The 23,113-nt window shown below is 67.7% G+C and carries 19 protein-coding genes; 13 read left to right on the top strand and 6 right to left on the bottom strand.

Annotated elements, in window-relative coordinates; all coding sequences use genetic code 11:
• Positions 1-6 precede the first annotated feature (6 nt).
• From QP415_RS06655 to QP415_RS06640, 4 genes are all read left to right on the top strand, one after another.
• Entirely contained in the window at positions 7-1,110 is a 1,104-nt protein-coding gene (locus QP415_RS06655) for a sensor histidine kinase (protein WP_285099494.1), read from the top strand.
• Between the two features lie 215 nt (positions 1,111-1,325).
• Positions 1,326-1,976, top strand: coding sequence for a response regulator transcription factor (locus QP415_RS06650; protein ID WP_285099493.1), 651 nt, complete (start codon positions 1,326-1,328; stop codon positions 1,974-1,976).
• 68 nt (positions 1,977-2,044) lie between these two features.
• Positions 2,045-2,248 (top strand): type II toxin-antitoxin system VapB family antitoxin, encoded by a 204-nt coding sequence (locus tag QP415_RS06645; protein ID WP_003797348.1) that lies wholly within the window; start codon positions 2,045-2,047, stop codon positions 2,246-2,248.
• Positions 2,249-2,252: 4 nt separating this feature from the next.
• The gene (locus QP415_RS06640) at positions 2,253-2,636 is read left to right on the top strand and encodes a type II toxin-antitoxin system death-on-curing family toxin (protein WP_285099528.1); all 384 of its coding nucleotides are present in this window, start codon (positions 2,253-2,255) and stop codon (positions 2,634-2,636) included.
• On the opposite strand, the gene QP415_RS06635 is transcribed toward QP415_RS06640, so the two are convergent.
• The 4 genes from QP415_RS06635 to QP415_RS06620 all read right to left on the bottom strand — a co-directional run bounded on the left by QP415_RS06635 (position 2,623) and on the right by QP415_RS06620 (position 6,709).
• On the bottom strand, positions 2,623-3,465 hold the full coding sequence (locus tag QP415_RS06635; RefSeq protein ID WP_285099492.1) for a VanZ family protein: 843 nt from the start codon (positions 3,463-3,465) through the stop codon (positions 2,623-2,625). The two genes, QP415_RS06640 and QP415_RS06635, sit on opposite strands and share 14 nt — an antisense overlap.
• 175 nt (positions 3,466-3,640) lie before the next feature.
• Entirely contained in the window at positions 3,641-4,378 is a 738-nt protein-coding gene (locus tag QP415_RS06630) for an HNH endonuclease family protein (RefSeq protein WP_285099491.1), read from the bottom strand.
• Between the two features lie 120 nt (positions 4,379-4,498).
• Positions 4,499-6,001, bottom strand: a complete 1,503-nt coding sequence (locus QP415_RS06625) for an amino acid permease (protein WP_285099490.1) — start codon at positions 5,999-6,001, stop codon at positions 4,499-4,501.
• Between the two features lie 9 nt (positions 6,002-6,010).
• The gene (locus QP415_RS06620; protein WP_016460817.1) at positions 6,011-6,709 is read right to left on the bottom strand and encodes a trimeric intracellular cation channel family protein; all 699 of its coding nucleotides are present in this window, start codon (positions 6,707-6,709) and stop codon (positions 6,011-6,013) included.
• A gap of 116 nt (positions 6,710-6,825) precedes the next feature.
• Between QP415_RS06620 and QP415_RS06615 the strand changes: the two genes are divergently transcribed.
• Entirely contained in the window at positions 6,826-7,902 is a 1,077-nt protein-coding gene (locus QP415_RS06615) for a PfkB family carbohydrate kinase (RefSeq protein WP_285099489.1), read from the top strand.
• Positions 7,903-8,868: 966 nt separating this feature from the next.
• On the opposite strand, the gene QP415_RS06610 is transcribed toward QP415_RS06615, so the two are convergent.
• Positions 8,869-9,711 (bottom strand): alpha/beta hydrolase, encoded by an 843-nt coding sequence (locus tag QP415_RS06610; RefSeq protein WP_285099488.1) that lies wholly within the window; start codon positions 9,709-9,711, stop codon positions 8,869-8,871.
• Positions 9,712-9,959: 248 nt separating this feature from the next.
• Here QP415_RS06610 and QP415_RS06605 point away from each other — a divergent pair, with 248 nt between their 5' ends.
• The 8 genes from QP415_RS06605 (at position 9,960) to QP415_RS06570 (ending at position 21,296) form a co-directional block, all read left to right on the top strand.
• Entirely contained in the window at positions 9,960-10,277 is a 318-nt protein-coding gene (locus QP415_RS06605) for a YtxH domain-containing protein (RefSeq protein ID WP_285099487.1), read from the top strand.
• 5 nt (positions 10,278-10,282) lie between these two features.
• Positions 10,283-11,425: a VIT1/CCC1 transporter family protein gene (locus QP415_RS06600; protein ID WP_016460812.1), complete on the top strand. Its 1,143-nt coding sequence runs from the start codon at positions 10,283-10,285 to the stop codon at positions 11,423-11,425.
• 135 nt (positions 11,426-11,560) lie between these two features.
• On the top strand, positions 11,561-12,532 hold the full coding sequence (locus QP415_RS06595) for an ADP-ribosylglycohydrolase family protein (protein ID WP_285099486.1): 972 nt from the start codon (positions 11,561-11,563) through the stop codon (positions 12,530-12,532).
• Between the two features lie 40 nt (positions 12,533-12,572).
• Positions 12,573-17,543 carry a DUF3418 domain-containing protein gene (locus tag QP415_RS06590; RefSeq protein ID WP_285099485.1) on the top strand — a complete coding sequence of 1,657 codons (4,971 nt, stop codon included), beginning with the start codon at positions 12,573-12,575 and terminating at the stop codon, positions 17,541-17,543.
• The gene (locus tag QP415_RS06585; protein ID WP_285099484.1) at positions 17,540-18,049 is read left to right on the top strand and encodes a SprT-like domain-containing protein; all 510 of its coding nucleotides are present in this window, start codon (positions 17,540-17,542) and stop codon (positions 18,047-18,049) included. The genes QP415_RS06590 and QP415_RS06585 overlap by 4 nt, the downstream gene beginning before the upstream one ends.
• Positions 18,050-18,416: 367 nt before the next feature.
• Positions 18,417-18,950, top strand: a complete 534-nt coding sequence (locus QP415_RS06580) for a phosphoribosyltransferase (protein ID WP_048675756.1) — start codon at positions 18,417-18,419, stop codon at positions 18,948-18,950.
• Positions 18,947-19,633, top strand: a complete 687-nt coding sequence (locus QP415_RS06575) for an AAA family ATPase (protein WP_285099483.1) — start codon at positions 18,947-18,949, stop codon at positions 19,631-19,633. The genes QP415_RS06580 and QP415_RS06575 overlap by 4 nt, the downstream gene beginning before the upstream one ends.
• A gap of 307 nt (positions 19,634-19,940) precedes the next feature.
• Positions 19,941-21,296 carry a cytochrome c biogenesis protein/redoxin gene (locus tag QP415_RS06570; protein ID WP_285099482.1) on the top strand — a complete coding sequence of 452 codons (1,356 nt, stop codon included), beginning with the start codon at positions 19,941-19,943 and terminating at the stop codon, positions 21,294-21,296.
• A 326-nt stretch (positions 21,297-21,622) separates the two neighbouring features.
• Here the strand turns inward: QP415_RS06570 and QP415_RS06565 are convergent, their stop codons facing one another.
• A complete protein-coding gene (locus QP415_RS06565) occupies positions 21,623-22,396 on the bottom strand; it encodes a hypothetical protein (RefSeq protein WP_048675764.1) in 774 nt (257 codons plus the stop codon).
• Positions 22,397-23,113 lie beyond the last annotated feature (717 nt).

The raw sequence follows: 23,113 nt of genomic DNA, 5'->3' as shown, positions 1-23,113 counted from the left end.
GGTGTCATGAAGGAGCGCTTGATCTCCCTGGCGTGGGCGGCCCCGTGGATGCTGTTCATGGGGTTCCCCCTCGCCTACGCCTTGCGGCTGCCGGATCCTGCCCAGCGCGCGGGTCTCATCGGGTTGTGCGCCCTCATCGCGGTCGTGAATTCGGCGACGTGGCTGGCCAATCCCCTGCCCGCGCGCAACTCCTTCACGAGGCCGTTCATCCTCTCCCACGCGACGTTGGCGGCGGCGACGGTCGCCTACCTCGTGTACGCGGTGTCCGTCGACACCCCTCACGCGTTCATGCTGACGTCGTATCTGCTGGTCGCGTGGGTGTTTCAGGCGCCGGGCAGGTTCATTGCCGCGGGCCTCGTGCCGGTGACCGCTATCGCGGGTGTGGCCGCTTACGCGCAGGGTGAGCCCCTGTGGATGGGCTCGTACCTGGTGTTGCTGCTCGTCTTCGTGGGGGTGGCGCGTTGGCGCATGGAGCGTTCGGCCCGCGAGCATCTGCGCCGCCAGGACGCGATCCAGCGCGCGAAGGCCGCGGAGCGTGCGCGCCTGAGCACGGACCTGCATGACATTCTCGGGCACTCGCTGACGGGGATCACGATGATATCCGAGCTGGCGGGTCGCCTCCTGGAGGCGGGTCGCGTCGAGGAGGCGCGCGAGCAGATTCGCGCGGTCACCGCCCAGTCGAACGAGGCCTTGGCTGACGTTCGCCGCATCGTCGCGGCCACGCGGGCCCTGTCCCCCGCCGAGGAGCTCGAGGAGGCCCGCGCACTTCTGGAGGTCGCGCGCATCGACGCCGAGATCACGAACGAGGGCGAGCCGCCGTCGGGGCCTCGTTCGGCGGCCGCCGCCCACGTGATCCGCGAGGGCGTCACGAACGCGATCCTGCACGCACGCCCCTCGTGGGTGCGGGTCCGTCTCTCTCCGGACGGCGTGACGGTCACGAACGACGGATATTCGGCCGCCTACGCGGCGTCGAGCGCGGGGTCGGGGTCGGGGCTGGCGGGCTTGTCCGAGCTGGTCGGCGAGGAAGGCACGCTCACCTGGGGCGCGTCGGGTTCCACGTGGACGCTCGCGCTGTCTTTCGATGCGGAAGCCGAAGCTCGCTCGTCCTGACGTTTTCGTTCTGACCTTCCCAGGCAGGTGGCCTCATCGACGAGGCCTGGGCCCCTCCTCGGATCCCGCGCGGTCCCAGAATCACGCCCCTCCCCTGACCCCGCGCGGTCCCGGGAGGGCGAGCCGGCCTCGTCCTGAGGGGTGGAGACCACAAGGAACGATCCCCTGACCTGCGCTAGCCTGGTACCCCAAGCGCAGACAGACAGGAGGGTGGCGTGACGATTCGGGTACTCGTGGCTGACGATCAGGCGATGATTCGTGGCGCCCTGGCTGGGCTGCTGGATCTGGAGCGCGATATTGAGGTCGTCGCGCAGGCCGCCGACGGCGCGCAGGCCCTCGAGGAGCTGGCGCGCCTGGCATCAGCGGACGACCCATCTGACCCGGCCCGCGCGAGCGCGCCCGTCGACGTTGCCATCATCGACATCGAGATGCCCCGCATGGACGGCATCACGGCCACGCAGGCGATCCGGGCGCGATTCCCGGGCGTGCGGGTGCTCATCGTGACGACGTTCGGGCGCCCGGGTTACCTGCAGCGCGCCCTCGACACGGGCGCTACGGGCTTCATGGTCAAGGACGCGCCCGTCGAAACCCTGGCTGACGGCGTGCGCACGGTCGCGGCGGGTGGCCGCGCGATCGATCAGAGTCTGGCGCTCGAGGCGCTGTCGACGGGTTCGTCGCCGCTGACGGAGCGCGAGGCCGACGTTTTGCGCGAGGTCGAGGGCGGCGGCACCATCGCGGACATCGCTCACTCGCTGGGGCTCAGCCAGGGGACGGTGCGCAACCACGTGTCCTCGTCGATGCTGAAGATGGACGCGCGCACCCGCGCCGAGGCCGCGTCCCTGGCTCGCGCCGCCGGCTGGCTGTAGGCAGGCCGCCGGCTGGCTGCAGGAGGGGCACCACCACAAGAGTGGTATCAGAGTGATACCATACCGATATGGCTATGACACTCCGACTCGACGAGGAACACGCACGCAAGCTCGACGAGCTCGCGCAACGTTCCGGCACGTCCAAACACGATGCTGTGCTGCGCGCCATCGACGAGGAGTTCAACCGCATGACCCACCGTCAGCGCGTCACCGACGCACTCAACCAGACCGTTGAGCGCTGGGGGGACGCGCTTGAGCGACTCGGGCAGTAACGCCATGCCGTGCGAGTTTCTCTCGCTTGAGGACCTCCTGGACATCGTATCCGCGCTGAAAATCGGTCCTGTCCGGGATCTCGGCCTCCTCAATGCGGCAGCGCTACGCCCCCAAACAACGCTGATGGGCCAGGACGCTTATCCGTCCACCACCGCCAAGGCCGCAGCCCTGCTCGAATCGCTCACGAAAAACCACGCGCTCATTGACGGAAACAAGCGCCTTGGGTGGGCCGCTTGTTCTGTTTTCTTGTCTCTCAATGCACTGCCGATCCAGGAAACCGTCACCAACGACGACGTGTACGAGCTTGTTATCGCCGTCGCTTCCTCTCAGATAACGATGGAGCAAGTCTGCGCGACGCTCTCGGAATGGACGGCTACGCGCCCATGAAGCGCGAGTTGCGCGCCATGAAGGGCAGCAGGCGCACGCCCGCGTAGGTGCCCAGCGTGTTCATGATGACGTCGTCGATGTCGACGACGCGGTAGGTGCAGGGCACGACACCGAACAGGCCCGTGTACTGGGTCAGCTCGATGAAGCAGGAGAGCAGGCAGCCGATCGCCACCCACGCCAGGACGCGGCGATGCGGGATTGAGCGCACCAGGCGAGACCCATCGGCGGGCGCACTGCGCATGCGCCGGATACGCCAGGTGGTCTCCGCGAGGGACCCCAGCGGCACAAACAGAGCAATATTCAGCAGGATCGACAGGCCATACAGGGTCCCGCGCAGGGTTTCCCCGTCGCGGAACTGGTCGACGACCGCCACGAAGGACCCAAACGGCACGTAGTTATCCCAGTGGATGATCGCGGCGCACGCGGCCACCGGGTCGGAGGGCAGCGGCAGCAGCGTAAAAATCAGCAGGCCGACGACATAGAGGAACCAGGCGAGCGGAAGGGCTCGCGGGAGCCTCCACATCGACGAGGCAGGGGCCGCGATCACCGGAATCTCCGCGGTCATCGGGGTGTCGGGGTTGTCCTCACGCGGCAGGAGGGCACCCGTGCGCTTGGAGCGTCGGTAGATGAGCGGGAGCGCCTGCACGACGGTCAGATGTGCGCGATGCTCCTGCCCAGGCACCTGATTGTCCTCCGAGGAAGCGCGGCCGCCCGAGGAGGGACGACCGGAATTCCTGCGCCTGCCGAGCAGCCACCACAGCGCACACGTGATCGCGCAGACCGCAGCGTAAAGTCCCAGGTCAAGCGCCCAGTTGATTGCCGTGTACATGTCACCCCTCCCTCTGAGGGGAACATTACCGGCGTTATCGGGCAATGTTCCGGACGTGCGCCCAGTTCCACACAAGATGGACACATTGTGAGAAAACGGCTGGGAATCCACTGGAAATTGTTGGTCAGAATTGCGCGCTGCACCTGCGAAGCACGCAGAACTTCCCCCTCTCTCCTCACTCCGAACAGATTGACAGCTGCTCAGCCATCGCATCCTGCTCGGCACGGGTCACGCTCAGCCCGTAGGCGCTCTTGACGGCAATCTGCCGCTTCACGTAGTCGCAGCGAAAGGCCCTATTCGGTGGCAGCCACTGGTCCGCAGAGGACGCCGACTTGTCCTCGTTGGCCTGCCCATCCACCGCGAGCAGGTTCTCTGGATCGTTGGCGAACTCCTGCCTGCGCTGCGCGTCCCACCGCCACGCGCCCGAGCGCCACGCGTCCGCCAGCGCGACGATATGGTCGATCTGCACGAGGGACGAGGTCTTCTCTCCCTTCTGGAACTCGATCGTGACCCCCGTGTAGGGCTCGGCGAGCGTGCCGGACAGGACCACACAGTCGTGCGTGCCCGGCTTAAAGGTGGGGCGCGCCAGGTCACGGGCAAGAATGTCGTTGCGAGTGTCGCAGCCGTTGTGGTTCGTGTCCGCCCAGCTCTGCCCATAGGCGCTGCGGTCATAGGCGGGAGCGTCGGGGTCGTTGACCGACTCACGAACCGTCAGCTCACGCAGCTGCCGAGCCGCCTCGCTATCCGGCAGAGAAGACAGCGCCTGCCCGCTGCGCAGCGGCGGCCACCCCAGGCGTGAGCGCAGACCCAGCAGGTCCGGGCCCACTCCGGGCGCGAAGGCCCACACGAGGGCAGCGAGAATCACCAGCAGGACAATCCTGTCCCCCAGGCTCCTGCGTCGCTTGCGCGCCACGTCTCCTCCTTCCATCACACCGCCCACACGGTGAGGGCACCCCGACACGGTGTTCGGGATGCCCTCATGATGCACCCGCCCGCCGGCATCTGCGTCCCGGCGGGCGGCGCCTGTGGATAACTAGGCCTTGGTGCGCGCGCCCAGCAGCTGGCGCACGAAGTAGACGGCCACGATGATGAGCGTCAGGGCACCCATGGAGACCAGCTGAGCCCGGCCCTCGTCGCTCATGAGCATGAGGACACCGATACCGCCCAGGCCCGCGAGGACCAGCCACGGCAGCCACGGCCACCCCGGCATGCGGATCACCAGTGAGCCCGAGCGCTCCAGCGACGGATGCAGGCGCATCAGCGAAATGATGATGAACGTCCACACGATCAACAGAACCATGCCGATCGCGTTGATGAGAATCGTCAGGATCGAACCGGGCAGGTACCAGTTACCCAGGACCGCCAGCAGCGCCAAGACCACGACGAGGCCGACCGCGCGCTTCGGGGTCCGCCCGGCCTCGATGTCACCCTCCATCTCGGAGGCCAGGACGGCCTCGTCATCCTCGAGGGCGGCCTCGACGACCGAGCGCGCGCGAGCCTTGCTGGACGCGGCAGCACCCAGCAGCCAGCGCGGCCCCATGTCTCGCGCCGACAGCGAATAGGCCATGCGCGAGGAGGCGTAGATGTTCGCGGAAAACGCGGAGATCAGCGCCATGAAAATAATGACGTTCATGAGCGTGCCGACCGCGGGGATGCCAGCCATCTCGAGCACAGCGGCGAAGGCGTTCGTCTTCATGGCCTCGCCGTCCCACGGCAGCAGCGCAATCAGCAGGATGACGGAGCCGACGTAGAACACGAGGATGCGGGTAACGACCGAGCGGATCGCGCTGCTCATCGCGGCGCGGGGATCCTCGGCCTCGGCCGCAGCGATCGTCACGATCTCCAGGCCACCGAAAGACGTAATGACTGCCAAGAGCGCGACCGCGATACCCGACAGGCCATTGGGCATAAACCCGTTGTGCCCCGAAATGTTCTGCCACACTCCCTCGTGGCCGGGCAGGGGGCCGACAATCGCCGTACGCGCAACCAGGTACACGCCCACACACAGGAAGGCGATAATCGCGACGATCTTCACCATCGACAGCCATGCCTCGATCTCGCCATACTGTCCGGCGGACAGCAGGTTAATGCCGCCAATAACGACGACAATAACGAGGGCCACCACCCACTGCGGGATATCCGGGAACCAGCCGACGAAGAACGTCGCCGCGCCCGTCACCTCCAGGCCCGACACCATGATGAGCATGACCCAATACAGCCATCCGATCGTGAAGCCTGCCCAGCGGCCGATCCCGGCCTCGGCGTATGACGAGAAGGAACCCGTCGTGGGTAGAGACGAGGCCAGCTCCGCGAGGGCCAGCATGACCGACACGACGATAAACGCGGCCACCGTATAGGACACGATGACGGCAGGTCCGGCCTGGTGGATCGCCGAACCCGTGCCCAGGAAGAAACCGGCGCCGATCGCGAGGCCGAGGGCCATCATGGACAGGTGCCACGTCTTAAAACGCTTACGCCCGGAGGCCGCCTCCGGCTCGGCGGGAGTGGAAGAAACGGGTGTTGATTGGGGAGTCACACCGCCATACTAACGCCTGCCCCGACGCAGAGCTTTCAACTGAGAGTATGTGAGAGTGATGGTCCACTCGCGGGTCTGCGGGAGCCTCCAGCGGCGCCAGTGCGCCATACCCGTAAAGACGAGGCCCACGATGATCGAGGCACCCATGCCGAGGACCGGCTGCCCCATGTACCAGAAGAGAACCGTCACCAGCGAGCACGCGAACGCCGGGGTCGCGTAGAGGTTGTTGCCGCCGAAGACGCGCGGGACCAGGCCTGCGGAAATGTCGCGGACCATGCCGCCGCCGATCGCCGTCATGATGCCCAGGAGGATCGCCGGCATGATCGCGAACCCCGCGTCGAGGGTCTTGATCGCACCGGTCGCGCTCCAACAGCCCAGCACCATGCCGTCGGCAATGACCAGGAGGACCGACCACACGCGCGAATCCATGCGGAAAGCCATCGCCACGAGGGCGCCGATGATCGCGAACCACAGGTAGTAGGGGTCGGTGATGGCCACGGGCGCGCCCGTGCGCGTGGTCAGGAGCAGGTCGCGAATCATGCCGCCCGCGAGCGCCGTCATGATCGCGAGAATACAGAAGCCGACGGCATCGAAGTTGCGCTCTCGGGCAACCTTGCCGCCGAGGATGCCATTGAGGAGCACGCCCATGAGGTCAATGGCTCGGAAGACCTCGGGCAGGGAATTATTCAGGGCGTCGAGCAGGTGCATGGCGATCCGGAGGAGTCGATGAGTGTCGTTGTTCATATGCTACAGGGTTTGTCGTTCTGTCAGCGAGAGCCCCGGCCATCCCGTCTCACGCTCCCACCGGGTGCGACAATGTCCCCATGACTGCACTCTTCGCCGGGCTCACGACCCTGGACGTCCTGCATCGCCTCGACCACGTGCCGGATCCGCTCCTCAAGGTCACGTCAACGGACTTCACGATGGCCGCCGGCGGTCCCGCGACGAACGCCGCCGTCACGTACGCGGCCCTGAGCGCCGCCTCGCGCGTTCTCTCTGATTCTGACGACGAGGCCGGGGCCACCTCTTGCACTGTGGTTCCCTCCGCGGAAGCGCCCACGCTGTTGACGGCGCTCGGCGAGGGCCCAGTGTCAGCCTTCCTCGCCGCCGACCTGGCGGCCGCAGGCGTGCGCGTGCTGGACGCGACGGCGTTTTCTTCCTCGTCAACTGAGGCGGGACACAACCCCACCGAGCCCGGCCAGCGCGACGCAGCCCCGGCCTCGTCCCCTGCGACGCGAGAGCCCGCCGTGTCCTCGATCATCGAGCACCCGAGCGGACGCATGGTGGCCTCCACGAACGCGCGGCTTGACGCGGATGCGGGGCGCGTCGCGGCCGAGCTGCCCGAGCGCGTCGGAGCGGTCCTCATCGACGGGCACAACCCGGCGCTTGCGCACGCGGCACTCACGCTGGGGGTTCCCGACGTCGACGGGGATGACCCGTTCGCCCCTCTCGAGGCGCGCCCGCCGCACCCGCGCATCATGGACGGCGGCTCGTGGAAGGACTGGCTCACTCCCCTGCTGGGCTTCGTCGACATTGCGGTCGTGTCCGAGGATTTCGCGCCGCCTCTCATGGCGCGCCCGGACGGGGCGCAGGTCGCCGAGTTCCTGCGGGGCTTCGGCATCACGCGCACGGTTCGCACGCGCGGGGATCGCTCCGTGCAGTACTGGTGGGATGGCGCAACCGGAGAGGTTCCCGTTGACGCTGTTCCGGACGCGTCCACGCTGGGCGCGGGCGACGCCTTCCATGGGGCTTTCACGTGGGCGATCGAGCGCGGCGGGGACGCAGATCCGGAGCGCCTCATCCGCTTCGCGTCGGCCGTGGCCGCGGTGTCGGTGTCCTCCTTCGGCACCAGGCAGTGGCTGACATCCCCGACTCTCGTGGAGCTGGTGCGCGGCTGGTAGGTGTCTGGCGTCGGCGGGGCACAATATGCCGAACGAAGGTCGTCCAGCATGGGGCCTTCTCGGGCCCACTCGCGACAGAGTTCGCCCGGCAACCCACCTTCTTGGGCACCCCCGCGAAAAGTTCGCCCAGCAACCCGCCCTCTTGGGCACTTCCGCGAAAAAGTTCGCCCAGCACGCCAAAAAACGCTGATTTTAGGCCATTTTGGGTGCGCCGGGCGAACTATTTCGCGCTCACGCCAATAACAAGCCATGCCGGGAGAACTTTGTACCGGATCCAGGGCCGGTGCCGGTACAAAACTCTCCCCGCACGCAGCCCGGCGGCCGCACCCGGTACAAAACTCTCCCGGCACACCCGAAATACCCATTTTCGACGCATTTTGCGCCAGCAGGGAGAGTTTTATACCGCTTCCACCACCACCAAGCCGAGCAGGGCGAAAAAAGTCACGCACCAACACCCCACCTCACCCACCAACGCGCCCCTCCCCCAATTTCGCATGCAATTCACCTAAATGAACTTTCAACAAAGCCTAGAAACATTGCAATTCCAACGATCACAATTCAAATCTCGAAATACTCCCAGGGGAATTGCATGCGAAATTGGCGAGGCAGGATCAGAGGGTGGCGCAGGGTCAGGGCAGCAGCACACGAACCGCCCGATTGGAGCCCACCGCGGGGCCTGCGGGCCTGCGGGGCCTGGCCAGGCTCCGAGACGACGCGCCGAACCAGACATCAGCGACACAAGACCCACTGGTGTGGAGGGCGCCGGAGGGTCCGGAGGGCCAGGGCGGGCCTCGAGATCGACCACTCCGAGCCTTTAGGCTCGCGTGTGGCGATCTCGCGGGCGGCCGGGCCCGACGGCGCCCGGAACACCAGCGGCACCACAAGCAACGCCGGAAATCAGGCGGGCGTAGCAACGCCGAAAACCAGGTGGAATAACAGGCGCCGCAACACACGCGGCGCGGGCAGCTAGCGGCTCACAGGCACCCAGCGGCTCGACCACCTGAGCGCGACATCCGTCAGCGCGGGCAGGTGCGATGCGCCGGAGGCGGCCAGGGCGCGGTCCACAGCCTCGTCGATGACGGGCACTCCGTCGACCGGCGTGTATTCGCCTGCAATACCGTCGGGCAAGGAGGTCATCTCGACGTGGGAGCCGTCGGGCAGCAGGTGGAAGACTTCGCGCGTACGGTCGAGCAGGCCGGTTTCCTCGTCGAAGGAGTCGTGCGTGATGAGCACCGGAGCAGTGATGCCACGCAGCGCGTTTTCGCCGGAGACCATGGACATGTCGGCGAGGGTGCGCTTGGAGATGGTGAACTGCTGGCGCGCGGAGGCGGAGTCGTCGGGGACGGTGGTGGCGCCGTGGCGCTCAAGGTCGGAGAGCTGCACATCGGAGAACACGAGGTTCCAGTCGTAGGACAGGGGGCCGAGGACCGGGGAGACCAGCACGTATGTCTGCACGGCGGGCGGGCGGGAGCGCAGCGCGACGGCGGCGCCGAACTCGTGGCCGATGCAGATTTGGCGCGTAAACCCCTGGTCGGCAAGCCATCCAGAGGCGGAGCGGAAGTCTTCGATGAACGGATCGAAGGCGATGATTTCGTCGCCCGAGGCGCCGTGGCCGGAGTAATCGAAGGTGAGTGTCGCATAGCCCGCACGACGCAATATGCGACCGAGTGAGTCGAACATGCCCGATGCGTGACGATCCGAAAAAAAGGTGTGAGAAAAGATCACCGCAGCATCGCGGCAGTCCACAGGACGCGTGAATGTACCGGAGAGGGATACTCCCCGGGGCGTCTCAATCGTTATCTGGCTCACGTGTTAAACATAGCGCTTCCATGCCCCTTACGTGAAGGGGCGACCATACTGTGCACAAATGTGACAAGACGACACACCGCGCGAGAAAGAGCCGAGAAAAATCCCCGCTCAGGTCGAGGATCATGCGCCGGGGGACGCGGCACCATTAAGATGGGGTGCATATGCGCCGGTGGGAAGCGCGCCCACGAGGATCAGCGACCGCCCGCGCCAATGCGACGCCCACAACTTGCAGCGAGAGAAGGACATTCATGGGAACCAAGACCGGAATCCTCATCGGACTCGGCATCGGATACGTCCTAGGCACGCGCGCGGGCCGCGAACGCTACGAGCAGATCCGCGCGAATGCCTCGAAGCTGCGCCGTTTCCCGGTCGTTGCTCGTCCCTTGGACGCGGCGGGGCAGAAGATGTCCGACCTCGTGCGTGCGGGCGGCGAGCAGGTGACCGATAAGGTTGCCGACGCCGTGAAGGAACGCCTTTTCGGTGCCCCCGCCACGCAGCCCTCCGCCGGGTCCGCCACGTCGACGACGGTTGACGCGCAGGCGACGTCTTCGACGACGCAGCGTTGAGCGCGATGAGTCACGAGGCCGTGAGCGCGCACCAGCGGACCAGCGGCCAGGAACCCACGCGCGAGCAGATTAAGCGCTGGCGCAAGCACCTGGCGGAAGAGCGCATGGAGGCTCGCACATACCGCGATCTTTCGGAGCGCCGCACGGGCGAGGAGCGCGCTGTCCTCTTGCAGCTCGAGGAGGCGGAGCGCCGCCACGAGGAGTATTGGCTGGCGCGCCTCGGTGAGCACGCCCTGCCCGCCCCGAAGCCGCCGTTGCGCACGCGCGCCGCGTCGGTCCTCGCGCATCTTTTTGGCACGATTTTCATTCTGGCGATGGCTCAGCGCGCGGAGCAGCGTTCCGCGCGCGACGTGGATGATGATGTGCCGGCGCACATGCAGGCCGACGAGCAGATTCACGCCGAGGTCATCCGCTCCCTGGCGGCGAAGTCCCGCGAGACGCTGGCGGGCACGTTCCGCGCGGCGGTCTTCGGCGCGAACGATGGCCTCGTGTCGAACCTGGCTCTCGTGCTGGGTGTGGCGGCCTCGGGCATGGAGCCGCACGTCGTCCTGCTGACGGGCGTGTCGGGCCTGCTCGCGGGCGCCCTGTCGATGGCGGCCGGCGAGTGGGTGAGTGTGCGCAGTCAGCGCGAGCTCCTCGACGCCTCGATCCCCGATCCGGACGCGCACCAGGCGGTGACGGACCTGGATGTGGACGCGAACGAGCTGGCCCTCGTGTTCCGCGCGCGCGGCGAGAGCGAGGAGGAGGCTGAGCGGCACGCGAAGCAGGTCTTTGCGCGCCTCGCCAAGCCGGCGACCGGCGAGTCCGGCGCGATCGCGCTGCGCGCGGCCCTCGGTGATAGCCCCGAGTCGGACGGCGCGGGAGATCAGGTGGGCACGCCCACGAAGGCGGCCCTGTCCTCGTTCTGTTTCTTCGCTATGGGCGCGATCTTCCCGTTGATCCCCTACATTCTGGGCCTGACGGGCCTGGCGGCGATCGCCGTCGCGGCCGCGATCGTCGGCGTCGCCCTGCTGTTTACGGGCGGCGTGGTCGGCATCCTCTCGGGTCAGGCTCCGACGCCCCGCGCGCTGCGCCAGCTCCTCGTGGGTTACGGCGCGGCGGGCGTGACCTACCTGCTGGGCCTGCTGTTCGGCACCTCGGTTTCCTGACGTCTCTACCGGGATGAGGCCGGGAAGGTCTCGGGGGACGAGGCCGGGGCTGACTCGCGCGTTCCCCTGGCCTCGGGCGAGGCGTGGGGCGGCGGCCGGGACCCACGTGTGCACCCGGTATGCGAGACTGGGGGCATGACGACTTTTCTTTCTCGGGCGCGCGGCGCCATGGTGGGCCTGGCGGTCGGCGACGCGGTGGGCACCACGAATGAGTTCAAGTGGGCGGGGACTTTCGAGCCGATTACGGACATGGTGGGTGGCGGCCCGTTCCTGCTGAAGCCGGGCCAGTGGACGGATGACACGTCGATGGCCCTGTGCATCGCGGATTCTCTGCTGGCGCAGGGCCGCTACGACTCATTCGACGTGATGGACCGCTACCAGCGGTGGTTTTCGAAGGGTTACCGTTCGTCGACGGACAGGTGTTTCGACATCGGCGGCCAGGTGCGCGCCGCGCTGTTCGATTACGAGCACGAGCGCCGCGTGCCGGTGACCGCCGAGCGCACGAACAGCGCCGGTAACGGCGCGATCATGCGTCTGGCGCCCATGGTGATCGCGGGTTTCCGCTCGCGTTCCCCTCGCGAGGTCGTTGCCACCGCGCGTCTGAGCGCGCGCGAGACGCACTTCTCGTTCGAGGCCGAGGCCGCCACCGAGGTGTTCGCCGCCCTGCTGGTGGGCGCGCTGCTGGGGTGGTCGCCGGAGCAGCTCATGGACGTCTCATGGGCGTCGACAGGTGCGGCTTTCGATGAAATGGCCGCTCGGGTGATCAGCCCGGATCCGCAGGTGCGCGCCTCGTGGGAGGCGGAGACAAACGGCTACATCGTCAACGGCCTGCGCCTGGCGGTGCATGGCCTCCTGGATTTCCCGTCCTTCAAGGACGCGACCTTGGCGATTGCGAACATGGGCGGCGACACGGACACGAACGCCGCGATCTACGGCCAGCTGGGCGGCGCGTTCTACGGGGTCGAGGCCATCCCGGCCTCGTGGAGGTCGACGTTGTATCAGGGCGAGGAGATCGACCAGCTGGCGCGTGACCTCGTGGAGCTGCGTCTCGAGCCGCCTGTCACTCGCTTTGACGAGGACCTGCAGGGCGAAGCACCCACCGCCTGACCGGCGTCCCCCTCTGGCCTGCGACTAAACTGGCTCTATCATGCCTGACTCTCGCTCCGCCACGCCCCGCTCATCTGAGCGCAAAGCACGCAAACCGCGCCCGCGCAACGCAGGACGCAGGCGCCCGCGCGAGCACGCGCGTCCCTTCAAGCCCTTCACGCCGGAGCAGCTAGCAGAGCGCGCAGCGGCAATCCCGGTCATCTCCTTCCCGGACCTGCCGGTGAGCGAGCGCCGCGAGGAGATCGCGCGCGCCATCCGCGACCATCAGGTGGTCATCGTGTCGGGCGAGACGGGTTCGGGGAAGACGACGCAGCTGCCGAAGATCTGCATGCAGCTGGGCCGCGGCGTCGCAGGCATGATCGGACACACTCAGCCGCGCAGGCTCGCGGCGCGCTCGGTCGCGGATCGCATCGCCGACGAGCTGGGCCAGACCGTGGGCCGCGAACCCGGCCAGGTGGTCGGCTACCAGGTGCGTTTCACGGACGAGGTCGGCCCCACGACCCTCGTCAAGCTGATGACGGACGGCATCTTGTTGGCGGAGATTCAGTCGGATCCGATGCTGCGCCGCTACGATACGCTCATCATTGACGAGGCCCACGAACGCAGCCTGAACATCGACTTCATCCTGGGCTACGTGGCGCGCCTGCTGCCCGCGCGCCCGGACCTGAAGGTCATCATCACGTCGGCGACGATCGATTCGGACCGTTTCGCACGCCATTTCGGCACGTGGGAGGGCACGCCCGGCTCGGGTCGCCTGATCGAGCCCGCGCCGGTCATCGAGGTGTCGGGCCGCACGTACCCAGTCGAGATCCGCTACCGTCCGCTCGGCCCGACGACGCCCTCCTCGTACACGTCCGAGGCCTCGCCCGCGCAGGCGGACAATCCCATCGAGATCATCGAAACCACCGAGGCCACCGAGTCCGGCCCCATGCAGCTGGTCCTGGAGGACCCGGACGACGAGCTGGCGACGCTGGGCTACGGCATGGGCGAGGACATCGACGTGGAGACCGCGATCTGCCACGCGGTGGACGAGCTGAGCGCGGAGGGCGACGGCGACATCCTGGTCTTCCTGCCCGGTGAGCGCGACATCCGCGACACGGAGGCGGCCCTCCTCGATCACCTGAAGGGACGAGGCCGGCGCGCGGGAGACGACAAGGGCGCGCGTCCGGGAGACATCGAGATCCTGCCGCTGTACGCGCGGCTGACGGCGGCTGAGCAGCATCGCGTCTTCGAGCCGCACCGCCTGCGCCGCGTGGTCCTGGCGACGAACGTCGCGGAGACGTCGCTGACGGTGCCGGGCATCCGCTACGTCATCGACCCGGGTTTGGCGCGCATTTCCCGCTATTCCAATAAGACGAAGGTGCAGCGCCTGCCGATCGAGCCGATCAGCCAGGCGAGCGCGAACCAGCGCGCGGGCCGATGTGGCCGCGTCGCCGAGGGCGTGGCGATCCGCCTGTTCTCGCAGGCGGATTACAACTCGCGTCCGCGTTTCACCGAGCCGGAGATCCTGCGCACGTCGCTGGCCAGCGTCATTTTGCAGATGGCGTCCTTGGGCTTGGGCGCGGTCGAGGACTTCCCGTTCCTGGACGCCCCGGATCGGCGCGCGGTGCGCGACGGCGTGGCCCTCCTCGTGGAGATCGGCGCGCTCGCGCAGGATCGTGAGAGCGCGGACGCGGCCCCGGCCTCGTCCCAGTACAGGCTCACCGGCATCGGCCGGGACCTGGCACGCCTGCCGATCGACCCGCGCCTGGGGCGCATGCTGCTGGAGGCCGAGCGCCTGGGATGCGCCTCGGAGGTGCTCGTCATCGTGGCGGCGCTGTCGATCCAGGACGTGCGCGAGCGCCCGGCCGAGCACCAGGGCGCGGCGGACGCCTCGCACGCACGCCTGGCGGACCCGCATTCGGACTTCATCACCTACCTGAACCTGTGGCGCTACCTGGCGGTGCAGGCACGCGACCTGTCGGGCTCGGCGTTCCGGCGCTTGTGCCGCGCGGAGTTTTTCCACTACCTGCGCTGGCGCGAGTGGCGCGACGTCGTCGGCCAGCTGCGCCAGATGGCCCGCGCGCTGGGAATCGGCGTGGGGCCGGTGGGCGAGCCATCGACGGGCGACGTCGTGGAGGCTGCCCAGTTCGGCGGCGCGCAGGACGCGGCCGTGCGCGCGGTTCTGGCCTACGGGCAGGGCCCGGCGAGCGTGGACGCGGACCAGGTGCACCGCTCGCTGCTGGTCGGCCTGCTGTCCTACCTGGGGTCGTGGGATGAGACGAAGCGCGACTACGAGGGCGCACGCGGCACGCACTTCACGATCTGGCCGGGCTCGGGCGTGAGCGGTCACCCCTCCTGGGTGATGACCGCGGAGCTCGTGGAGACCTCGCGCCTGTTCGCGCGCACGGTGGCCCGCATCCGCCCGGAGTGGGTGGAGCCGGCAGCGCGCGGCCTACTCAAGCGCTCCTATTCGGAACCGTTCTGGTCGGTCGCGAAGGGCGCGGCGATGGTCCGCGAGCGCGTGACCCTCTACGGGCTCACGCTGGCGGCGGACCGCGAGGTGCTGCTGGGGCGCTTGGGTGATCTCGTCATCGACGAGGCCGTGGCCGCCTCGCGCTCTCACGCTCCGCGCGCGGGGTCGTTGGAGGCGCTGGCGGCCGGCTTGGTGTCGGCGTCGAAGGATCCGCTGTCGTCTGGGTCGTTTGAGCCTCGTCATTTCGAGGAGCTGGCGGCCGCACGCGAGGGGACGACGGCCCGCGAGCTGGCCCGCGAGATGTTCATTCGCAACGCCCTGGTGGATGGCCAGTGGAGGGAGAGGCACGGTTTCCAGCGCCGAAATGAGGCCCTGGTGGAGCAGGCGCGCGAGGTTGAGCGCCGCAGCCGCACCCACGGCCTCGTCGCGGACGAGCAGGCGCGCTTCCGTTTCTTCGACGACCTGATCCCCGAGCACGTGACCAGCGCGGCGGCGTTCAACCGCTGGTGGAAGGACGAGCGCCGCTCTCACCCGGACTTACTGATCTACCCGGCGTCCCTGCTGATGCCGCGCGAGGCGACCTCGGGCGAGGGCTTCCCGGACCGGTGGCAGTGCGGCGACCTGTCGCTGGCTCTGAGCTATGAGTTCGCGCCGGGCAGCCCACGCGACGGCGTATCGATGCACATTCCGATCGAGGTGCTCGAGCGCGTCAGCGATAAGGGCACGGACTGGCTGGTGCCGGGCATGCGCGAGGACCTGCTGACCGAGGCGATCCGTGCCCTGCCCAAGGGCGTGCGCCGCCTGCTGGCCCCCGCGCCGGACGTGGCCGCGTCGGTGGCCCGCTGGATCGAGCAGGCGGGCGATGAGCCGGCCGAGGCCGTCGCTGAGTCGACGGGCGCACACGCGGATGCGGCCGGGACGGGTACCCGGGCGGACGGCAACGCAGGTTCCGGTACCGGTGCCGCAAAGCGCGGCGGCCAGAAGGACGCCGCGCAGGCCGACGATCCGGACCCCCTGAGCCTGGATGCCGCGATGGGGCGCCTGGCCGCGTGGGGCGCGACATCGGGCAAGCTGTCGACGCGCAACTCGCCCAAGAAGGCCACGCAGAAGAAGGCGTCGCAGAAAGAAGCTCCAGCTCCCGCCCAGCAGGGCGCGGACACGCCTGCCTCCGAGGCCCCCAAGCCCCGCCCCCTCACCGAGGGCCCGGTCCTGGAGGCCCTCGCCCACGCGGTGCGCGTCCTGCGCGGCGTGGACCTGAGCGAGGCAGATCTGGCGCACGCGCGCGCCCACCTGCCCGACCACCTGCGCATGACCTTCGTCGTCACGGACGCGTCGGGCAAGGAGCTGGGCGCGGGCAAAGACCTGGCCTATCTCCAGCGAACTCTCGCCAGCGACGCGAATAAGGCTGTGCGCACTGCCGTGCGCGCGGCCCTCGAGGAGGCCGGGGAGAAGCAGGCGCGCAGGAACAAGCGCGGGCGCGGAGGCTCGGGGAAAAACGCTGGTACCGGCGCGAACAACACCACCGACGGAGCAACCTCCCCCACCGACACCTCCGCAGGTTCACGTGGTGGAGAGAATTCCCCCACCCCGACGCGCGGCACGACCACGACGGGCACCGGACCCCGTGACGCGGCCCAGGCCTCGTCCCCGGACCCCGCGTTCCACGCGGATGGCGTCACGCAGATGCCGACGCTGCCGCGCTCGATCACCCAGACCTCGGGCTCGATGACGCTGCGGGCCTTCCCCGCGTTGGTCCCCCAGGGCAGCGCGGCGGCCCCGGCGGCGGGCGTGCGCGTCATGGCCAGCGCCGCCGAGGCCGACCGCGAGCACCGCGCCGGCCTCGCCCGCCTGCTCCTGTCCCGCATCGCCCTGGCGACGAACCGCGTGACCACGCGCTGGACGGGCCGCGAGGCCCTCATGCTGGCGGCCTCCCCCTACGCGGACACGGCGGCCCTGGTCGCGGACGCGCAGCTGGCCTCGACTCTGTCCCTCGTCGACGAGCTGAGCACCCCCTCCGACGTGCGCGACCCCGAGGCCTTCGAGACCCTCGTGGCGGCCGCGCGCGACGCGCACGAGGACCGCGTCTACCAGATCCTCTCCCACGTCGTGCGGGCCCTGGAGGCCAGCGCCGAGGCCGACGCCGCCGTGCGCTCGCACCCCCAGGCCTCGCTGGAGGAGACGACGCACGACGTCGCCCGCCACGGCAAGACACTGCTCTACGAGGGCTTCGTGTCGGCCACGCCCGCCTTCGCGCTGCCGCACCTGGCCCGTTACCTGCGTGCCGGGGCCGTGCGCATCGAGCGCGCCGCCTCGTCGCCGGGGGCGCTGAGGCGGGACCTGGAGGACATGGATCGCATCCACCAGGCCGAGGCCGACATCGCCGCCACGCGGCAGGCCCTGGAGCGTCGGCCCTACGACGCCCGCCGAGACACCGCGCTCACGCAGGCGCGGTGGATGGCCGAGGAGCTGCGCGTGTCCATGTTCGCCCAGACCCTGGGCACGCCCAACAAGGTCTCCATGAAGCGCCTCCTCGGCGTCCTCGCGGGGGCGCGGTGAAGCGCGAGGAGGCACGTGCCCTCGCGCGCTCCCTGATGGACGCTTCTGGCCTAGTCGATTGGCGTTTCCGCTTCGACCACGCCAAACGTCGGGCGGGGGCGTGCACGCACTCCTCGCGTACGATCAGCCTGTCGGGGCCGCTCACCGACCTGTACGACGCCGACACGATCCGGGGTGTCATCCTGCACGAGATCGCCCACGCCCTCGTCGGCCCCGCCCACGGGCACGACGCCGCGTGGAAGCGGGCCGCACGCGCCCTCGGTGCCCCGGATTCCGCGCGGCTGCCCTCGTCCCTCCCTTCCCCGGATGCGCCCTGGGTGGGCACGTGCCCGCGCTGCGGGGCCACGCGCCGCCTGTACCGGGCGCCGCGCCGCGTCTCCTCGTGCGGGGTGTGCTCGCGCGCCTTCGATCCCGCGCTGATCCTCACGTGGGAGCACCACGGAAAGTCGGCCTCGCCCGGGCGCGCCTACGAGCGCGAGCTCGCCGCACTCCGCCGCCGTCGTTAGCGTTACCGCGGTGAGCACCGCCGCCGACCGATCCCATACACGATCACTTACCCAAAAATGTCGCATGCAATTCCCCTTTCACTCTTTCAAACTTTGAAATCAGACCGTTGGAATTGCAACGTTTTAAGCCATACTCAAAAAATGACCGAGTTAAATTACCTGCGATATTCGGGGAGAAACTTCTCAGGCCCTTCCTCACCCCTTCCTCACCCCTTCCTCGCCCCTTCCTCGGCCCTGACCTTGGAGACCCACAACGCTGTCCGCAGCCCGCATATGCCCACGTCACAGTTTTGTAACCCGGGCGGGCGCGCACACACCCACCCGACGGCGATACCCTTGATCCCAACACCCCCGAGAGAAGGAAGCCATGGGTACCACCGCCAGCCCCGACGCCACGACCGCTCCCGACCGCGAGGTCCTCACCTGGGAAGGTTTCGGCGACGCGTCCCGTGAGCTCACCCAGCAGATCGTCGACTCCGGCTGGATCCCGGACCTGATCGTCGCCATCGCGCGCGGCGGCCTCATCCCGGCCGGCGCCATCGCCTACGCGATGGACGTCAAGGCGATCGGCACCATGAACGTCGAGTTCTACTCCGGCATCGGCGAGACCCTCGCCGAACCCATCCTGCTGCCCCCGCTCATGGACGTCTCCGCGATGAACGGCAAGCGCGTCCTCGTCGTCGACGACGTCGCCGACTCCGGCAAGACCCTCAAGATGGTCATGGACCTCATCGACGAGCACGGCCTCTCTCTCGACGGCTCCTCCTCCGTGCGCGTCGAGGCGCGCAGCGCGGTCATCTACAAGAAGCCCGTGTCCATCATCGACCCCGACTACGTGTGGGCGCACACCGACAAGTGGATCAACTTCCCCTGGTCGACGCTGCCCGTCATCAAGCCGTGACTTCCTCTCGGGCGGGCTCAGGGCGGCAGGCGGCCGCCTCTCCCGGCCGCGCCCAGGCCTCGTCGATCACCCGGCGCATCGTCGAGGCCGTGGCCGAGCGCGCACGCAACGGTGACCCCGTGCGCGTGCTGGGCCTGACCGGCCCTCCAGGGACCGGCAAGACGACGATCGCCGCCGAGCTGGCTCGCGCCCTGCCCGAGGCCGGCATCCCCGTCGCCGGACTGGCCCCCATGGATGGCTTCCACATGTCCAACGCGGTGCTGGCGGCGCGCGGCATCGCCGACCACAAGGGCGCACCCGACACGTTTGACGTGGGCGGTTTCATCGCCCTCCTGGGGCGCGTGCGCCGCGCGGACGGCGTGGTCCTCGCCCCCGACTACCGGCGCGACCTGCACGAACCCGTCGCCGCCTCCCTGCCCGTCGAGGTCGACGGCGTCGTCATCACCGAGGGCAACTACCTGGGCCTCGAGCTGCCTGGCTGGGCGGACGTGCGCGGCCTCATCGACCTGCTCGTCTTCATCGACACGCCTTTCGAGGAGCTCGCATCGCGCCTCATCGACCGGCACATGAGCTTTGGGCGCGACCGCGCGGACGCGGCGCACTGGGTGCGCACCGTGGACGCGGCGAACATGGCGCTGGTCGAGCGCACGAAGGAGCGCGCGGACCTCATCCTGTCGCTGTAGGCGAGTCCTGCCGGCCGTTCCCCGGCCTCGCCACCGCGCTGTTCGCGCGTTTTTCGGGCCGCCGGCTCCCCGACCTCGCCACCGTCATCCCTGCGCCCACACCCCCACAATTTCGCACGTAATTTCCCACGGTCAGTTTTAGAGCACGGCCGAAAACCGCATGATTTCAACGATCCTATTTCAACGTTTGAAATGCCAGGGAGCGAATTACGTGCGACTTTTCAGGGGACGGTCATGCCAAACGGTTGCCATGCTTGCCGTCGATAAGTAGCGCGCATTTTCAACCACTTCCAAGTAAGGTGAACCTATGTTCCTCTTGCTCGGCCTTCTCGGCGGCTTCATCACGGGCATCTCCCCGTGCATCCTCCCGGTCCTACCCGCGCTCTTCCTGGGCGCCGCGGGCGGGCGCGACTCCGCGTCCTCCTCGAACGAGGCCGGGGCCGCCCGCTCCTCCGCACCCTCTGACGAAGCGAAGGCGGGCGTGGATCCGTCGCTCTTCCGTCTCGCTCCGGGCGTGAACCTGGGCGGCGAGGCACCCAAGAAGGCAGCTGTCGCAGCACAGAGCGGCGAGTCGGTGACGCGCCGCCCGGTGCTCATCGTCCTGGGCCTCGTGACCTCGTTCATGCTGATCACAGTCGCAGGTTCGGCGCTGCTGAGCTTGCTGAACCTGCCGCAGGCGCTGATCCGCTGGACCGGCATCGTCCTACTGCTGGCCGTCGGCATCGGCATGATCGTCCCAAAGATGATGGAAGTGCTGGAACGCCCCTTCGCGCGCCTGGCGCCTCGTACGACGGGTGACAGCGCGGGCTTCGGCCTCGGCCTCGTCCTGGGCGCGGCGTTCGTTCCGTGCGCGGGCCCGGTGCTGACCTCGATCATCGTGGCCTCGAGCTCCGGGCAGATCACCTGGCACATCATCGGCCTGGCCATCTCCTTCGCAATTGGCGTGTCGATCCCGCTGATGATCGTGGCGATCGCCGGGTCGGGGGTGGCCGCGCGCTTCCTGAAGACCCGCCAGCGCCCCCTGCGCATTGCGGCGGGCGTCGCCATGATCGCGCTCGCGCTGGGCATTGCGACCGACGCTCCGATGGCCTTGCAGCGCATGATCCCCGACTACACGGCCTCGCTCGAGGCGGGCACCGAGGGCGCCTGCGAGGACGGTGCGTGTGAGCCCGAGAAGGAGGTCGAGGCGAGCACCGACTTCGCGCAGTGCGCGCGCGGCGGCGCGAAGGATTGCGGCGTGATGCCGACGATTCAGGCCTCGGAGTGGCTGAATTCCCTGGGCCAGCCGTCCGGAATGGTGACGCTGGTGGACTTCTGGTCGAGCTCGTGCACGAACTGCCAGCGCGAAATCCCCGAGCTCGAGGCCATCTACGAGAAGTACAAGGACTACGGCCTGGTCGTGGTGGGCGTGCACTCGCCCCAGCAGGCCTACGAGCGCGACCCTGCGGTCGTGAACGCGTCGATCGACAAGCTGGGCATCACCTACCCGGTGGCACTGGACCCCGACCTCGAGGCCTTCAAGGCCTACGGCGCGACGGCGTGGCCGACCCACTACATCGCGGGCGCGGACGGCCAGCTGGTCGCGGTGGGTCGCGGCACAAAGGGCGTCGAGGAGCAGATCCGCACGCTCCTCACCCAGGCGGGAGCATCCCTGCCCGACTGAGGCACGCAGGCCTTCACGCAGCGAGCGACTACCGCACGCACGATTGAACGCAGCAAGCGACCACCTCACGCACGATTGAACGCAGTGAGCGGCTACCCCGCACGGGGTAGCCGCTCACTCTATCCGGCGTCGATACTTATCCCCCCGACCAATTTCGCATGCAATTCCCCCGCAGCTCTTTCAAGATTTGAAATCAGATCGTTGAAATCATGCGGTTTTCCCGAGGTACCAAAAAGACCTCGGCAGGGAATTGCATGCGAAATTGAAGAGGCTACCCAGCATCAGCCAACGCGGCACAACGCATCAGCCAACCCGCCTCGTGCCAATCAGTGCCACTCGGCGTTACCGACAGCCCAGGTGCCGTCCTCCTGCTCGACCAGGGTCAGGAACACCAACTCGCGGACCGGCTCGTGCGAGCCATCCGCGTAGGAGCGCGTGAAGCTGACGAGCCTCACCCACTCATTGCCTTCGCGGCGGGGCGATTCCCTGCCCTCGACGCCGATGTTCTCAATCGTGACAGTCGTGTGGGAGCGGTTCGGCACCAACGGCAGGAACTCGCCCTGTCCCTTCACCAGCTCGGGGGTCGGCGTGTGCTTACGCTGCAGCTCGGGTGTTTCGTAGACGCTCGCACGGATGGACGCGAACGCGTCTGTGACATCGCGCGACGCGTCCCACGTTTGATTGGTGATGACGTAGGCGGAGCACACCGCGTCAGCGTCCTTGCGATCAACGGTGGACGGGTCGGGTAGGAGGTCGTCGAGCCACTGAACCGATGCGGGGTGCAGGCAGGTGCCGTCGGGCGCAGAGGTGCCGTCCTCGCACGGGGGCATGCTCGAGGCCGTGGCCTCCGGGGTGGGGGCCGCCTCGGACTGCGGCGCGGTGTCGGGCGCCTGTGAAGCCTCGCCGGACGAGGCACCACTCATTCCACCGTTTGAATCGGAGCTCGCCTTCGAGGCCGTGGTTCCCGAGTCCGCGCTCGTCAGGAACGTGCGCGCCATGAAGAAGCCACCGACGCCCAGGACGAGGGCGACGGCTGCGACCAGTGCAATGACGACGATTGTCGTCCGCTCACCACGTGCGACTTTTTTCAGTGCGTTCATATGCATCCTTAGTTTGTGTTGTGTATGCGCGTGTCATCGTCTGTGAAGCTTGGCCGCTCACCGCAGACCGTGCAGCGGCTGACCGACATGCCAGCAATCTCACCGTAATCCGTGACACGGGCAACAAACAAGCTCGTCCCATTGGCAGAACGCGTTTGACAACGCGGCGTTCTCGAACTGCACCCCGGCCTCGCGCACCCAGGCCTCGTAACCCGACCCGAGCCTCGTGCCCCCACCCGAGCCTCGTGCCCCCACCTCCCCCACACCCTCAATTACCCCACAATGTCGCATGCAATTCCCCCACACTTCTTTCAAGATTTGAAGTCAGATCGTTGAAATCATGCGGTTTTCTCGAGGTTCGCCAAAGACCCCAGGAAGGAATTGCATGCGAAATTTCTTAGTTATCCACAGATTTTTCAAACAGCTCACATAAAGCGCCACAAAGTAGCATGATCTGAGCATGGACCTCAACGAAGAGCTACGTAAACGGCACGGAATCACCAAACTATCGAGCCTGCGCCACGCAGAGCTCACTCCTTCAATGTTGCCAGCTGGTATCAGTCACTACCGAGGCTGGATCTATGACAAGAACAGCTTCACTCTCGATCAGGCACGCGCTTTCATATACAACGCGTGCCTGTTGGAGGGGTCTGGGTTTTTCGGACCGTTTGTTTTGAGAGGGTTGTTCTGAGTAGTCTCGGCTGCTTGTGGCCGGGC

The organism is Pauljensenia sp. UMB3104 (assembly GCF_030217285.1).
Taxonomy (GTDB): Bacteria; Actinomycetota; Actinomycetes; order Actinomycetales; family Actinomycetaceae; genus Pauljensenia.
This window is presented reverse-complemented; position numbering and strand designations above follow the sequence as displayed.